A 14,001-nucleotide genomic window follows, 5' to 3' on the forward strand; every position below is an offset into this window, starting at 1 on the left:
TCCCGCACGAGAACCCACTGGACATACAATGATCACCCGCCTCCTCTCCCTACTCACTTTCAGGACGCCACCTTTTCTTTACTGGGTCTTTACCCCTTCCTTGAACGGGTTCCTCTTTGCCCTGCGCACAACCATTGCTGCCTGCCTCTCTCTTGGGATTGCCCTATGGCTGGAGCTGGACAGTCCCATCTGGGCCCCTATGACGGTCTGGTCCGTAGCGCAGCTGACACGTGGAGAAAGTCTTTCCAAAGCACGCTGGCGTATTGTCGGGACACTGACAGGCGGTACGGCGGCCCTGATCTTTGTCGGCATCTACCCGCAGGCCCCTTGGGTGTTCTTTCCCCTCATAGCCCTCTGGATCGGCCTCTGTAGTGGGCTGGCAACATTTGTCAGTAATTTTCGCTCTTATGCGCTGGTACTCTCCGGTTATACCTGCGCCATCATCTGCATGGATGTCATTCCCAATACGGGCAACATTTTTATGTTTGCCGTCTCCCGGGCCAGCTACATCATTCTCGGCGTTCTGTGTGAGGCTTTTATCGGGCTGCTCTTTGCCGTCAATCAGGACCGTCTGGCCCATATCAAAATCAGGCAGAAACTGGAATCAGCCCTCACTCTGGTGGCGGACACTCTCTATCATATTCTCAAGCAAGACACGGGCGCCCTGACAGAAGCCCGCAACCTGTTTGGCACCATCCTCTCCATTAATGACCAGATCGAATTTGCTGAAGTGGAAATGGGCGCTCACGGGCATGAGGGTGACCATGCACGTGCAGCTCTGGCTGCTGTCTCTGCCCTGCTCTCCCGCAGCTTTGGCATGGCGGCACGACTGGCCCTTCTCTCCACCAATCACAAAGATTTCGATACGGTCGTCCGGGCCTTCATCCAATTCCTTAAAACATTCTCGGAAAGACTACGCAAAGAAGATGAAATATCCGAACTTCTGGCCGAGCTTCAGCATCTTCGGGACATCTGCCGCCGTTACGCCACACCACACCGCCGCAAAGTCGTCCCAGCCCCCCATATGGAGGCGGACATAGAGGAAGCATCAACCGTCATCACCAATTCTGCACTCGATGAGCGCATCCTTTTCTCATCACTCGGTGACCTGATTGGTGATCTGGAAGAAGCCATTACAGAATATCACGCCAGTACCCATACCATTCGTGGTGATCATTTCCAGTTTCAGCATCATACCTATCGGGATGGACGCCTTGCCTTCAATAATGGCTTCCGGGCGGCACTGGCCATTCTGGTCACATCCCTCATTTATGAAGTCACAGCATGGTCCAACGGGAATACGCTCATCAGTATCACGGCTCTGATCTGCGGGCTATTCGCCACAAAGGAAAACCCTGTTCTGGGAACCGTCAAATTCCTGAAAGGGCTGGCTGTGGCATGGTGTGTGGCATGGCTGCTCTGTTTTGTCTTCATTCCCATGGTCACGACCTATGAGCCGCTCATGCTCATCCTCTCCTGCGCCATGATGATTGGCGGCCTCGCCCGTGCCAACCCGGCAACAGCCCCGGCGGCTTCGGCCTTCAACCTGCTCATGCCCCTCATGCTGGGCATCCAGAATCATCATGTCATTGATGAAAGCAAGTTCTACAACACCAATCTGGCCATCATACTTTCTGGCGTGACCGCCGTGCTCATCTTCCGCAGCATCCTACCGTTCGACAGCAAAGCCGAAGGCTTCCGCCTGCGGAAAGCCACACTACGGGAACTCCGTAACCTCGCCAATCTGAATAGCACCCCCCAGATCAGTGCCTGGATCGGTCACAGCACAGACCGCTTTTCTCGCCTGCTCCGCCACGCCCCCACCATGACCCCACTTGTGGAGGCAGGCATACAGGGCACGCTGGCAACCCTGACATTGGGGCTGAACATCATCCGCCTTCGTCATCTCCTCAACCGTGAATATCTGCCAGAGAGCGCCCGGCGGCCTATCACGCTTGTGCTCTATCATATTGAACACGCCTCCCGGCGCCATGACCGTGCCGCTCGCCTCACCCGTGCCGCTATCCGCCGCCTGCGTGAACTGGATACACAGGACCATGAGGCCATCATCCGGCTGGAGATCACCCGTGCCCTGACCTATCTTGTGGTGGTCGAGCACACGCTGCGCACCAACGAGGACTTTCTGGATGCCAGCCGTCCCTTCCTTGGAACAGGTTTCTCGGTCTTCCCCGGTCATGAAACGCCCCATGAGGCTGCTCTGGAAAAGGCTTGATCTCCTGATCTTATGACGCCAGAGTTCCGGGACCTTTTCCTTACCTGAGACCCTCTGCTTCATGAAGATCCATTACATCGTTACCAGCCTGGAAACAGGCGGTGCCGAATTTGCCATCCCCGACATCGTCAAAGCACTTGAACAGTTCGGTCATCAGGTTGATGTCACCGCCTGCGAAGCCCGTGATATGGGGGCAGCCCCTTATCTGGAACGTGCAGGCATTCCCTACAGGCTGATTGACACAAAACGCCGCAATTTCTTTCTCGCCCTGTTCCGCATCCTGCGCCTGCTTATCAAAAACCGCCCTGACATCATCTGGACTTCACTGAGCCGTGCCACGCTTTTGGGGCAACTTGCCGGGAAAATCCTCAATATTCCGGTCGTGAGCTGGAAGAACAGCGCCAGCATACGCTTCACAACAACAGCGGGACGTCCCATCACCCGGCTTTGGGTTGCAGACTCATCCTATGTCGCGCGGTTCCTGCATGAAAAAATGAACATTCCGCCAGAGAAGATCACATCATGGCCTCTCTATGTGGCCGCTCCCAATACACACCCCGCTCCCAACTGGAATGGCCAGACGCTCCTCCACATAGGCAGCACGGGGCGGCTTCATGAAGTAAAGAACTATCCTCTCCTCATTGAGGGCTTAGCCCTGTTCCGGGAGCGTCATCCCCAATGGGCGGACCTTGTTCATCTCTCCTTCGCTGGTGATGGCCCCCAGCGGGCCGAGCTGGAAGCGCTCATCCAGACGCACGGGCTGAAGAAACATGTCTCGCTGAAGGGCTTCCAGACGGATGTTCCGGCTTTCCTCAGCACGCTTCAGCTTTATACCCAGCCATCACGCTATGAAGGCATGTGCCTTGCCGCCCATGAAGCCATGAATATGAGCCTGCCCGTGGTGGCAACACCTGTCGGAGAAATGCGCAACAGCGTCCAGCCCGGCAAGACGGGCTTCCTTCTCCAACCCGACAGGATTCCGGAAACATTCTGTGAGACACTGGCGGAAATCTTCCAGAATCCCGGTCTGCTTCACCGCTATGGGGAGGCTGCAAAGCAGCACATTGAGCGCCATTACAGCCGGGAGGCCTTTCTGCAACGCTGCGGGCAGATTTCTGAAAGACTGCATCAGATGGTTCCGGGGAAATAGACACCATGACAAAACTCTGCCGCTATGGCCTTGCTGGCTCAGAAAAACCGGGGCTGATCGACAGTGCGGGAACACTGCGTGACCTATCCAGCCTCTGGCATGACCTGACACCTGAACGCCTGTCTCCCCAGTCTCTTGCTCGTCTGGCTGAATATGATGTGTCATCCCTGCCAGTCGTTGAGGGGTCGCCACGTTTCGGAATTCCTGTCAGTCATGTTTCCAAATGTGTCTGCATCGGGCTGAACTATGCCGACCATGCGGAAGAAGCTGGCCTCCCCATCCCGCAGGAACCCATTGTGTTCCTCAAGGCGCCTTCAGCACTGTGCGGTGCTTATGATGCCATTCCCATTCCTCCCCATGCTTCCAAAATGGACTGGGAAGTCGAACTGGGCATTGTCATCGGTAGTACAGCACGCCATGTGACCGAAGCCGATGCCCTGAAGCATGTTGCCGGTTACTGCATCATCAATGATGTTTCAGAACGCAGCTTCCAGATGCAGTCATCACAGTGGGACAAAGGGAAAGGCTGCGACAATTTCGGGCCTGTTGGTCCTTTTCTTGTAACGGCGGATGAAATTGCTGATCCGCAGAATCTGCGTCTCTGGCTGGATGTCAACGGCGTCCGGCGTCAGGATGGCTCAACGGCCACCATGATATTTTCCGTGCGTGAGATCATTGCTTATCTCAGCCGCTACATGACACTTCTGCCCGGCGACATCATCGCTACCGGCACACCGCCCGGCGTTGGTATGGGCCATACTCCGCCGGTCTGGCTACAGGAAGGAGATGGAATGCGCCTCGGTATCGAAGGGCTGGGCGAACAGAGGCAGACACTCGTCAGATGGCACCGTGATCTCCCGGCCAGATAGTTCCACGAAACAGAAACAGACAGGACAGTAGCATTAGCCGGGAAGCCTTCCTGCAACGCTGCGGGCACATTTCTGAAAAACTGCACCAGATGGTTACGAAGGAACAGACATCAGACGAAACTCTGCCGCTATGGCCTTGCAGGCTCCGAAAAACCGGGATTGAATCGACAGTTCAGGGACGCTGCGTGACCTGACACCTGAATGCCTGTCCCCCCAGTCTCTTGCGCAGCTGACTGATACCAGCATACGCTTACACCCTCGGTTTATCTTATAGGATAGAAAATGAAGAAACTTGGATTGATTGGTGGGACAGGCCCAGAGTCAACACTTATATATTACAAGAAAATAGTATATGGCGCAAAGGAGATGTCTGGAAAAGACTTCTTCCCAAATATAAATATTGATAGCGTCAATGTATTTGATATACTGAACTTCTGCTCACAGAGTGACTATAACTCACTAACAGAATATCTCATGAAAAGTATTCACAATCTTATCCGGGCAGAATGTGAAATCATTGCCCTTACCGGAAATACCCCGCATATCGTTTTCGAAAAATTATGTGAGCGTTCTGCCGTACCACTCATCAGCATGGTGGATGCAACCAGAGACAAAGCTGTAGAGCAAAACATCAAACGGGCAGGCCTGCTGGGAACAGCATTCACGATGGTAGAGGATTTTTTCAGGAAACCCTTCATCGAAGCAGGTATCGACATCTTCATTCCCGACGAAGATGGCATCCGATTCCTATCGGAGAAAATAGCCTCTGAATTGGAGGTTGGGATCGTCAACCCCGCTACACAAAAGAAAATCCTCGAAATTATCAATGAGATGCAGCGGCAGCATAACATAGAGGCCATAATTCTGGGCTGTACAGAACTGCCACTCCTGTTCTCAGATCAACCAATTCCTTTACCATGTCTGGACACGCTGAGCATCCATACGGAAGCTCTTCTCTCAGCAATGAATACCCATTGCTAAAAACAGATCCACACAAGGAGCCATTAAAATGGCTCCCTCATGCAATAAGCCATAAAGCTATCATCAGCAGGCAGACAACAGGAACAGGCAGGACAGCAGCATCAGGGCCAGCACCACAAAGATGGAGACATAAAGAACCATCTTCTGAATCCAATGCCTGTCCGTCCCTGTCGCTCCCGGAATGAGCTGCAAGGCCATCTCAATCTTGCTGGGAGAGGCCATCAGCAGGAACGATGCTGCAACATTATGGATACCCATGAACCACAGCACGCTGAAATGCAGCGAACGGGCAATATCCGCCTGAGTTGCCGCAAACATGGCATTGGCCCCGCTATTGGACCCCGTCACGAAACCACCTAATGCCGCCACCAGAGGCGCCATCACAGCATAACCCGGCCCGGCCTGTGCCAGTGTTCTGGCAAGGCACTCCGCCATGCCGGATATGGACATCAAAATACCGATGACAAGAAACAGCCCCGTTACGGAGGCACTCTGCACCCATGAGTCCCATGCTTTCCGCACAGGTGACCTCTGAGGCAATCCTTTTGCCGCAAACAAAGATGCCACGAACAGCCAGACGGCTGGAGACGCCAGATAATGCCAGCCAGCAGGCAGTTTCAGCAGTCCCACAATCCAGCTCGTCAGCAGAACACCAGACAGCAGGACAGCGTAACTATACAGAGCGTTGCGTCCTTCCCTGTTCAGATGAGGCACCTGCCTTTTACCGCCCAGCATCAGATAAAAGACAATCATGATAAGCGCCGCCAAAGCCCCAGCGGGCGCCGTGCCAACCACCAGATTCATCACGCTTATCAGCAGGCACAGGCACAGGCCGGACAAGAAGCCGTAGAACACATCCCGTCTGCGATGTTCGGCAGACCCGCTCAGCAGAGCTGCGGCCATACCTGTCAGCGTAAAGGGAATGAAACTGATGACCGCTGATACGATACCGAGCTTATAGAAGGACACGTCAGCCATTGTGGCCGCAATCAGCGTGCCCGGTCCCATTGAGCCCCACGGAACAGCACACAACCCCATCAGGCCAATCACAGCCACCCGTGACGCCGACAGCCCTAAATGCACCAGCAAAGGAATGGCAATGGTAATGCCTATGCCAAACCCCGTCACAGATTCAGCAAAAGGCGTAATGCCATGAACAATCAGCAGAATCGTGCCGATATTATTGCCAGACCGTTCCTCAATCCATTTTGCCAGAGCAGCCTGTCCCCTATTATGCTGAAGCACGTTGGACAGCAGCAGGCCACCAGCAATGATGGCAATGACTTCTGTCAGGATAGGCCCCCAGCGTAAGGATGCCGCTCCTATCTGGGATAAAGACAAAGGAAACGCCAATGCGATGGCCATGATCGTTGCGACAACACCCAGCAGGGCCGCATGAAGTGCCTTCATTCTAAGCCCTAATGCCAGAATGGTCAGTAGAATGGGAAAGAAGCTGAGAAAAATGGTCATCGGCCACCACAACTTTCATATACGAAAACTAATTTTCTAATATGAAAATTATCGGAGATGAGTCAATTGGACAAGACACCACAGAAGCATGATGCCACCTTTGGCAGTGCCATCCGCCTGCGCCGCAACCGTCTGGGGGTGACGCTGGATCAACTTTCAGAACAGACAGGTATTTCAACAGCCGTGCTCTCACGGGTTGAGCGGGGACATCACAGCCCTACCCTGCATAATGCCCTCAGCATTGCTCAGGGTCTGGGCTGTGAACTGATGGAACTCCTCCAGCACGACCCGACAGAGCTCGTCCGTGCCGGTGAGCACCTGCGCCTTGTTGACAAAGAAACGGGAATTGAACGGATTACTCTGGCCCGTCCCAATCCCAGTATCGAACTGCTGAAATATATCGTGCCGCCGGGCATGACATCCCGGCGCTTTGCAGCCCATGAATCCCGCAGTCAGGAAGTATTCCATATCCTGCAAGGTACACTCGAAATCCACACAGCCCGAAAGACCCTGACACTTCAGGCGGGAGACACGGCGACCGTTCTCGTGGATATGGAACACTGGTTCCGCAATATCGGGTCAGAGCCTGCACATTTCGTGCTGATGATCATGGGGGGATGAGCCGTCCCCCTCACTCGCTGGACTGCTCTATCTGTTCCGTAATTGGCTCGACAATCATGTTAAGGCGTTCTGTTTCAAAATCCATATGAGTCGTTTCCAGCTTGGGAAGATTTTTACTGACCTTGATCGAAAGATGCTTAAAACGATCCACCTTGCCATACAGGCCCTGCTGGCCTGCCAGTGCCGTGACGGTGCTGTTATAATGTTTGCTGGCCGTACCCAGAGTGCCGCCCAGTTTCTGTAGCCTCTCCGCAATGAGAGACACTGAATTATAAATATCGCCTGCCCGCTCGCTGATTTCACGAGCCTCCGCATTGCTTCGCTCAATCATCCAGAGATTGGATACAGTCCGCAGAATGGGGATAAGTGTCGTGTGAGACACCAGTACGATCCCCTTCTTATATCCATACTCGAACAGGTCCCGGTTCGTCTTGAGAGCATCAATATAGGCCGGCTCAATCGGCATGAACATGAGGACAAAGCTGGGGCTCCGGATGCCGATCAGATTGGTATAATCTTTGGACGCCAGATCATCTATGTGCTTGCGAACGGCTTTTACATGATCGCTCATCGCCAGCTGATAATCGACCTGACTCTCTGCCCCAATGGCCCGGTCATACGCATTCAGGGAAACCTTACTATCAATGATGATATGTTTCCCGTCTGGAAGCTTGATGAGATAGTCAGTCTGTTTCTGGCGACCTTCTGCGTCCTTGAAAGAACTCTGAACCTCGTAATGAGCGTCTTCCACCAAGCCACTCATTTCCAGAGTGCGGCGAAGCTGCGCCTCGCCCCAAGCCCCACGCTGCTGTGAATCCCCTTTCAGCGCAGAGGCAAGGCTGCTGGCTTCCTTGCTCATCTGAAGGCCAATATCCAGCACCTTCCTAATCTCGGCATTAAGGTGAGCATTACCCTGAAGTGAAGCGTCATGCACCTCGTTGATACGTTTCTGAAAACCCTCAATCTGCTCCCGGAAGGGCTTCAGCATGTTGGCAACATTGAGCTGGCTGGTATCGGCAAAGGTCTTGCCTTTTTCCTCAAAAATCCGGTTGGCCAGATTTTCGAACTCCTTCAACAGAGACTGTCTGGCCTCGCCAAGCTGCTGTATCTGCTCCCCAAAATGTTCCTCTTTTCTCTCCAATGTCGTTCTGGTTTCGACATAGTCACTTTGGAGAGCCACATAAGTCTGGGAGAGACTGTCATAGCGCTGGATATAACCGGCCAAGGCTTCTTTCGTCTCTTTCAACGTCTCACGGATTCCAGCCAGCTGGGTCTGGGCTGTCGTGGCTGAAAGTTCAGCCTCATGAAGGCTGCTCCTGCAATCTTCCAGCTCCTCCCCATATTCTTCGTTCTGATCGCTGATACGTTGGAGCTCATCCTCAGAATGCCGCAACCGAACAGCAAGCTCCGCTTTCTGATGTCCATGCCGTCTTGATGCCAATAGATAGCCAACAGAAAAAGCCAGCAGAGCCACAACCACAATAGTTATGAAGTCAATCAACAGGTCTAATATGGACATCATTCAAATCCCTGAAAATCAGTAATATTCCTTTATCCCCGTTCATCTCAGGAATGACAAGGGCGCAACACACTGTAATATCAGAGGAATCATTCTGGCGGAGAGAGAGGGATTCGAACCCTCGGAACGCTTGCACGCTCAACGGTTTTCGAGACCGCCCCAATCGACCACTCTGGCACCTCTCCGGGGCTTGGGATGTCGAAACAGGATGCAACCTGTCATCACCAAGTAATGCCCCACCTTATGGCGATATTCTGACAGGATGACAAGGGGCACATGCCCCCTCACCCTGCCTGCACACCGCAAATCCTGCTTTTTTATTGACGATACGCAGGAAAAGCCCTATGGAGACCCTCTGTTCCTACGGTTTTCCGCTTCGCGCGGGGCTGTCTGAACCAATGACAAAAAGCGAGCGGGTCATCCTCTCTGCCTGCGATGGCAGAGTTGAAGGCCAGAGGCTTCGGTAACATAAAGAGAGTTTTGCATGTTTGCAGTCATCCGCACGGGCGGGAAACAGTATCGCGTTGCCAAGGACGCCATCCTGAAGGTTGAAAAGCTGGATGCCGAAGCTGGCAGCACAGTCACCTTCTCTGATGTTCTGATGGTTGGTGGTGAAGGCAGCACGAAGATCGGTGCGCCGCTGGTTGAAGGTGCAAGCGTCACCGCTGAGGTTGTCGCACAGGACCGTCTACCGACCGTCATCATCTTCAAGAAGCGCCGCCGTCAGAACAGCCGCCGTAAGAACGGCCATCGTCAGCCGGTCACCGTTCTGCGCATTACCGCAATCAACGCGTAATTTCGCCCGTTCCTAAGGAGACACAGTCATGGCACAAAAAAAAGCAGGTGGTTCCAGCCGTAACGGACGCGATAGCGCCGGCCGCCGTCTTGGTGTGAAGAAGTTTGGTGGCCAGAGCGTCATCGCTGGTAACATCATCATCCGTCAGCGCGGCACGAAGGTGCACCCGGGCGAGAACGTTGGTATGGGCCGTGACCATACCCTTTTCTCTCTGGTCGATGGTCGTGTCCGCTTCCAGCGTCGTGCTGGTGGCAAGGTGCATGTTTCCGTTGCACTGGCAGAAGCTGCCGAATAACGCACTCTGCCTGCCTTACAGGCACAGAGCATGAACAAGGGTCGGCTCCATCATGGTGCCGGCCTTTTTTCTTCTTATCCCCCCTTTATTGTGGCGGCTCCCCATGAAGTTTCTTGACCAAGCTAAAATCTATGTCCGCTCCGGTGATGGAGGGGATGGTGTTGTCGCCTTCCGGCGGGAAAAATACATCGAGTTCGGCGGGCCAGACGGCGGTGATGGTGGTCGGGGTGGCCATATCTATTTCCGTGCCGTGCCCAGCCTCAACACGCTGATTGACTTCCGTTACACACAGCATTTCCGTGCCCGCAAAGGCGGCAACGGCGCTGGCTCCAACAAGACCGGCGCTGGTGCTGATGATGTCATCATTGATGTGCCCATCGGGACGCAGATTTTCGATGAAGACCGTGAGACCCTGCTGGCTGACCTTGATGAAGCCGACAAAATTGTCCTGCTCTGTCAGGGGGGCGATGGCGGGCTGGGTAATGCTCATTACAAGAGCAGCACCAACCGTGCCCCTCGCCGTGCCGACAAAGGCTTCCCCGGTGAAGAACGCTGGGTCTGGCTGCGCCTGAAGCTGATTGCCGATGTCGGGCTTGTCGGGCTGCCCAATGCGGGCAAGTCCACCCTGCTTTCCGTAGCTTCTCGTGCCCGCCCCAAAATTGCTGATTACCCCTTCACCACCCTGCACCCACAGCTTGGTGTTGTGCGCCTTAATGCCGTGGAAGAATTCGTCATTGCCGACATTCCCGGCCTCATTGAAGGTGCCAGCGAAGGGACTGGTCTGGGCGACCGCTTCCTCGGCCATGTGGAGCGCTGCGCTGTCCTGATCCATCTCGTGGATGGCACGGATGAAAACTGTGTCCAGAACTGGAAGCTCATCCGCAAGGAGCTCAAAGCCTATGATGAAGGGCTGGCCGCCAAGCCGGAAGTTCTCGTCCTAAACAAATGTGATGCTCTGCTGCCGGAAGAAATTGAGGAGCGTAAAGCTGCTCTGGAAGAAGCTTCTGGTGCGGAAGTCCATCTGCTTTCCGGTGTCAGCCGAGACGGCCTGCCGGAACTGCTGCGCTACCTTCAGGACCGCGTAACGGCCTCCCGTAACGCAGCTCTCTGACACACATACAAAAGGGCCGTGCAACATGACATCGCACGGCCCTTTTTATATTCTGGCATCAGAAACCATCAGGCCCAGATAACAGAGAGGCTCCTCACACCCTGCGCCCCACGGATCAGGACACCCTGAATATCAGCCGTGGCAGAAGGGCCGCTCATCAGCACGCCGTAACCTGCCGTCCGAAACTCTGAACGCTCCTGATAGGCGTTGTGCATGTTGCCCACCAGCTCATCTTTTGAGAGCAGAACGATCAGATGCTGCGCCAGATGCACATCGGCCAGATGGTCTTTCAGTTCCACTTCGCTGAGAAAGACACCTCCCGTTTCCGCCACGCCAAAAGCAGCCCGTACGACCATGACATCCACCTTATCGGCCTGCTCATGCGTCTCCAGCTCCTCAATCCGCAACGTACCTTTTACTTCTGGTACAGCCGTGCAAAGATTACGCATCTCCGGGAACACCCGCTTGATGGCCTGCTCAATCCCCTCACCTTCCTGCAAAGGCAGCATCTTGCCGCCCATCAGGGCCAGACTGACTTCGAACCGTTCCGGGCTGGCATCCTGCTCACCCAGCGTCACGACTGGCGGCAGAGGGTAAGCTCCCTCTTGCGGAGACTTCTTTTCCTTCAAACGCTGCATGATGACATCACGAGCACTCATTGTCTCATCACTCATGCCTGTGTCTCCTCATGCTGCTTGGCCTTATTCAGGCGGTTCTTCTTATACCAGCTATGGAATGTCTCCTTCACCGGGTGAGGCAGCTCACGATGTTTGCCCCATGGATTCAGATAATTATACAGCACAAAGCGAGGCATGGTTTTCAGGGCCACTTCCGTCCCGCTAATGGCCAGACGATACATGGTTGGCTGGGCCAGAAGCCGCCCCGCCATCTTCATAATCTCCCGTTTGACGAACGGAATCTCATGCCGCTCTGCCAGCACACGCCGCCATTTATAGAGCTGGTCGTGAATATCGATCTTCACCGGGCAGACATTGGTGCAGCTACCGTTCATCGTAGAGGCAAAAGGCAGGGTGCTGAACTTCTTAGCATTGAAGGTCGGGTCAATAATCGCCCCGATCGGCCCGGAATAGACAGACCCGTAAGACTGCCCACCGGAACGGCGATAGACCGGGCAGGTATTCATGCAGGCCCCGCAGCGGATGCATTTCAGCGAAGTCCAGAAATCATCCATCCCCAGACGTTCGGACCGGCCATTATCCACAAGGATGACGTGCATTTCCCCGCCCTTCTTGGGCTTACGGAAATGGGTCGTATACTGGGTGATTGGTGAACCAAGCGCACTACGGGACAGAAGCCGGATGAACACACCAAGGTCCGCCATGCGAGGAACCAGACGTTCAATCCCCAGTGTGGCGATATGCAGGTTCGGCAGATTGGCACTCAAGTCCGCATTACCCTCGTTAGTGCAGACGACAAAACTGCCCGTTTCCGCCACGAGGAAGTTACCGCCTGTCATGCCCGTGTCACCACTCAGCAGGACCGGACGGGCCGCATTACGCTGTGCTTCTGCCAGAGCGTGCGGGTCATCAATATTCGGGTCGGTATTGTAATATTTGGCGAAAGTCTTCGCCACATCCGAAGTCAGCTTCTGAACCGCTGGTACGACCACATGACTGGGCAACTGATTATCCAGCTGCTGGATGCGTTCACCGAGGTCTGTCTCGGTCACACTGATGCCTTTTGGCTCCAGATATTCCCGCATCTCGCACTCATCCGTAATCATCGACTTACTCTTGATGATGGATGAATGACCATGATCCCTGAGGATCTTCTCCACTATGCGGTTATGTTCCGCACCATCCCGTGCCCAATGAACATGAATACCGTTACGGCGGGCATTCTCCTCAAACTGCTCCAGATACTGGGGCAAATGAGCCAGCGTATGTTCCTTCAGCCGAGATGCCTGCTCCCGCAGTTCCTGCCATTCCGGCATGATATGCATCTGCTCGTCACGCTTCTGGCGCATGTCCCACAGACGTTCATCATGGAAATGACGGTGCGGCTCATCTTTTAGAAACTCCGCCGCCAGCTTGGCATGAGGGACCGGTTTGTTGCTCATGACCGTGCTCCATTCAGAATCTCTGCGATATGAATGAAGCGTATGGGCACGCCATTCCGCTCGGCACAGCCCTGCTGATGCATCATGCAGGACGTATCAGCGGAGACAATATACTCTGCTCCTGCATCATGATGATCCGTCACTTTATCCAGCCCCATACGAGCAGACACAGCTTCTTCCGTAACGGAATAAGTACCACCAAAACCACAGCATTCATCAGGACGTTTCGGCGCGGCAAATGAAATGCCCTTCACAGCAGAAAGAAGGGTCTTTGGTTTAGAAAAGAACGGCTCGCCCAACTCGGACATGCTGGCTGTCCGCAGAGCACGCAGTGTTGCACAGCTATTATGCATCCCGACCTTGTGAGGGAACTCTGCCCATGGGAATTCCCGCACCTTCAGAACATCATGAATGAACTCAACCAGCTCATATGTGTTCTTACGCACATGCCGGACTTCATCAGTCTGCTCGATGGCATCGAAATTATCCCGGATATGATGGACGCAGCTCCCTGATGGAGACACGATCACGTCATATTTCGAGAAATTACGGATGAAAAGAGCTTCCGTCTCTTTGGCATCACGATTGCATCCGGAATTCGCCATGGGCTGACCACAACAGGTCTGATCCATGGGATACTCAACCTCCTGCCCCAGCTTTTCCAGCAACTCCAGCGTTGCAATACCCGTCTTGGGATAGAAAGCATCTATGTAGCAGGGAATAAATAAACCAATTTTCATAATGGTTCATTCTATGAAATCAGATACTCAATATCAATAAAACAAAATGTGAGATTCATATATTCATTGCATATCGAACAATCAACATACTCACCATTTATATCATCTAAATGATAATTACTATCATTTAGGCTGG

The 14,001-nt window shown here is 53.8% G+C and carries 13 protein-coding genes and 1 tRNA gene; 8 read left to right on the top strand and 6 right to left on the bottom strand.

Annotated features, from left to right (window positions below; translation table 11 throughout):
* Positions 1 to 28 precede the first annotated feature (28 nt).
* The 4 genes from NQF86_RS04190 to NQF86_RS04205 all read left to right on the top strand — a co-directional run bounded on the left by NQF86_RS04190 (position 29) and on the right by NQF86_RS04205 (position 5,233).
* Positions 29 to 2,233, top strand: a complete 2,205-nt coding sequence (locus NQF86_RS04190; protein ID WP_266116324.1) for an FUSC family protein — start codon at positions 29 to 31, stop codon at positions 2,231 to 2,233.
* A 61-nt stretch (positions 2,234 to 2,294) separates the two neighbouring features.
* A complete protein-coding gene (locus tag NQF86_RS04195; protein ID WP_266116325.1) occupies positions 2,295 to 3,383 on the top strand; it encodes a glycosyltransferase in 1,089 nt (362 codons plus the stop codon).
* A gap of 5 nt (positions 3,384 to 3,388) precedes the next feature.
* A complete protein-coding gene (locus tag NQF86_RS04200) occupies positions 3,389 to 4,252 on the top strand; it encodes a fumarylacetoacetate hydrolase family protein (protein ID WP_266116326.1) in 864 nt (287 codons plus the stop codon).
* A 282-nt stretch (positions 4,253 to 4,534) separates the two neighbouring features.
* Complete coding sequence (locus NQF86_RS04205) at positions 4,535 to 5,233, top strand: aspartate/glutamate racemase family protein (protein WP_266116327.1); 699 nt, start codon at positions 4,535 to 4,537, stop codon at positions 5,231 to 5,233.
* A 63-nt stretch (positions 5,234 to 5,296) separates the two neighbouring features.
* Here the strand turns inward: NQF86_RS04205 and NQF86_RS04210 are convergent, their stop codons facing one another.
* Positions 5,297 to 6,703 (bottom strand): L-lactate permease, encoded by a 1,407-nt coding sequence (locus NQF86_RS04210; RefSeq protein ID WP_266116328.1) that lies wholly within the window; start codon positions 6,701 to 6,703, stop codon positions 5,297 to 5,299.
* 66 nt (positions 6,704 to 6,769) lie between these two features.
* Here NQF86_RS04210 and NQF86_RS04215 point away from each other — a divergent pair, with 66 nt between their 5' ends.
* Positions 6,770 to 7,324: a helix-turn-helix domain-containing protein gene (locus NQF86_RS04215; protein ID WP_266116329.1), complete on the top strand. Its 555-nt coding sequence runs from the start codon at positions 6,770 to 6,772 to the stop codon at positions 7,322 to 7,324.
* Positions 7,325 to 7,334: 10 nt separating this feature from the next.
* Here NQF86_RS04215 and rmuC read toward each other — a convergent pair whose 3' ends face one another.
* Both rmuC and NQF86_RS04225 read right to left on the bottom strand, forming a co-directional pair.
* Positions 7,335 to 8,846, bottom strand: coding sequence for a DNA recombination protein RmuC (rmuC, locus tag NQF86_RS04220; protein WP_266116330.1), 1,512 nt, complete (start codon positions 8,844 to 8,846; stop codon positions 7,335 to 7,337).
* Between the two features lie 92 nt (positions 8,847 to 8,938).
* Positions 8,939 to 9,028 (bottom strand) — tRNA-Ser (locus NQF86_RS04225).
* Between the two features lie 299 nt (positions 9,029 to 9,327).
* On the opposite strand from NQF86_RS04225, the gene rplU reads away from it, so the two are divergent.
* The 3 genes from rplU to obgE all read left to right on the top strand — a co-directional run bounded on the left by rplU (position 9,328) and on the right by obgE (position 11,045).
* Positions 9,328 to 9,639, top strand: coding sequence for a 50S ribosomal protein L21 (rplU, locus tag NQF86_RS04230; protein ID WP_266116331.1), 312 nt, complete (start codon positions 9,328 to 9,330; stop codon positions 9,637 to 9,639).
* 28 nt (positions 9,640 to 9,667) lie between these two features.
* On the top strand, positions 9,668 to 9,934 hold the full coding sequence (gene rpmA, locus NQF86_RS04235; RefSeq protein ID WP_043559867.1) for a 50S ribosomal protein L27: 267 nt from the start codon (positions 9,668 to 9,670) through the stop codon (positions 9,932 to 9,934).
* A gap of 103 nt (positions 9,935 to 10,037) precedes the next feature.
* Positions 10,038 to 11,045 (top strand): GTPase ObgE, encoded by a 1,008-nt coding sequence (gene obgE, locus NQF86_RS04240; protein ID WP_266116332.1) that lies wholly within the window; start codon positions 10,038 to 10,040, stop codon positions 11,043 to 11,045.
* A gap of 68 nt (positions 11,046 to 11,113) precedes the next feature.
* Here obgE and NQF86_RS04245 read toward each other — a convergent pair whose 3' ends face one another.
* From NQF86_RS04245 to NQF86_RS04255, 3 genes are read right to left on the bottom strand one after another with little or no spacing between them, the layout of a single operon-like run.
* Entirely contained in the window at positions 11,114 to 11,704 is a 591-nt protein-coding gene (locus tag NQF86_RS04245) for a LutC/YkgG family protein (RefSeq protein WP_266116468.1), read from the bottom strand.
* Between the two features lie 11 nt (positions 11,705 to 11,715).
* Positions 11,716 to 13,125, bottom strand: a complete 1,410-nt coding sequence (locus tag NQF86_RS04250; protein ID WP_266116333.1) for a lactate utilization protein B — start codon at positions 13,123 to 13,125, stop codon at positions 11,716 to 11,718.
* Positions 13,122 to 13,865: a (Fe-S)-binding protein gene (locus tag NQF86_RS04255; protein ID WP_266116334.1), complete on the bottom strand. Its 744-nt coding sequence runs from the start codon at positions 13,863 to 13,865 to the stop codon at positions 13,122 to 13,124. Before NQF86_RS04255 ends, NQF86_RS04250 begins: the two co-directional genes overlap by 4 nt.
* Positions 13,866 to 14,001: the final 136 nt, after the last annotated feature.

This window comes from Bombella pluederhausensis, assembly GCF_026385525.1.
In the GTDB taxonomy this organism is placed as follows: Bacteria; Pseudomonadota; Alphaproteobacteria; order Acetobacterales; family Acetobacteraceae; genus Bombella; species Bombella pluederhausensis.

Bases quoted from the DNA above. Each gene is read 5' to 3' on its own strand.
- NQF86_RS04200 (WP_266116326.1), top strand. From the start codon at position 3,389: ATGACAAAACTCTGCCGCTATGGCCTTGCTGGCTCAGAAAAACCGGGG.
- NQF86_RS04250 (WP_266116333.1), bottom strand. From the start codon at position 13,125: ATGAGCAACAAACCGGTCCCTCATGCCAAGCTGGCGGCGGAGTTTCTA.
- NQF86_RS04205 (WP_266116327.1), top strand. From the start codon at position 4,535: ATGAAGAAACTTGGATTGATTGGTGGGACAGGCCCAGAGTCAACACTT.
- NQF86_RS04255 (WP_266116334.1), bottom strand. From the start codon at position 13,865: ATGAAAATTGGTTTATTTATTCCCTGCTACATAGATGCTTTCTATCCC.
- rpmA (WP_043559867.1), top strand. From the start codon at position 9,668: ATGGCACAAAAAAAAGCAGGTGGTTCCAGCCGTAACGGACGCGATAGC.
- NQF86_RS04210 (WP_266116328.1), bottom strand. From the start codon at position 6,703: ATGACCATTTTTCTCAGCTTCTTTCCCATTCTACTGACCATTCTGGCA.
- NQF86_RS04190 (WP_266116324.1), top strand. From the start codon at position 29: ATGATCACCCGCCTCCTCTCCCTACTCACTTTCAGGACGCCACCTTTT.
- rmuC (WP_266116330.1), bottom strand. From the start codon at position 8,846: ATGATGTCCATATTAGACCTGTTGATTGACTTCATAACTATTGTGGTT.
- NQF86_RS04195 (WP_266116325.1), top strand. From the start codon at position 2,295: ATGAAGATCCATTACATCGTTACCAGCCTGGAAACAGGCGGTGCCGAA.
- NQF86_RS04245 (WP_266116468.1), bottom strand. From the start codon at position 11,704: ATGAGTGCTCGTGATGTCATCATGCAGCGTTTGAAGGAAAAGAAGTCT.
- obgE (WP_266116332.1), top strand. From the start codon at position 10,038: ATGAAGTTTCTTGACCAAGCTAAAATCTATGTCCGCTCCGGTGATGGA.
- rplU (WP_266116331.1), top strand. From the start codon at position 9,328: ATGTTTGCAGTCATCCGCACGGGCGGGAAACAGTATCGCGTTGCCAAG.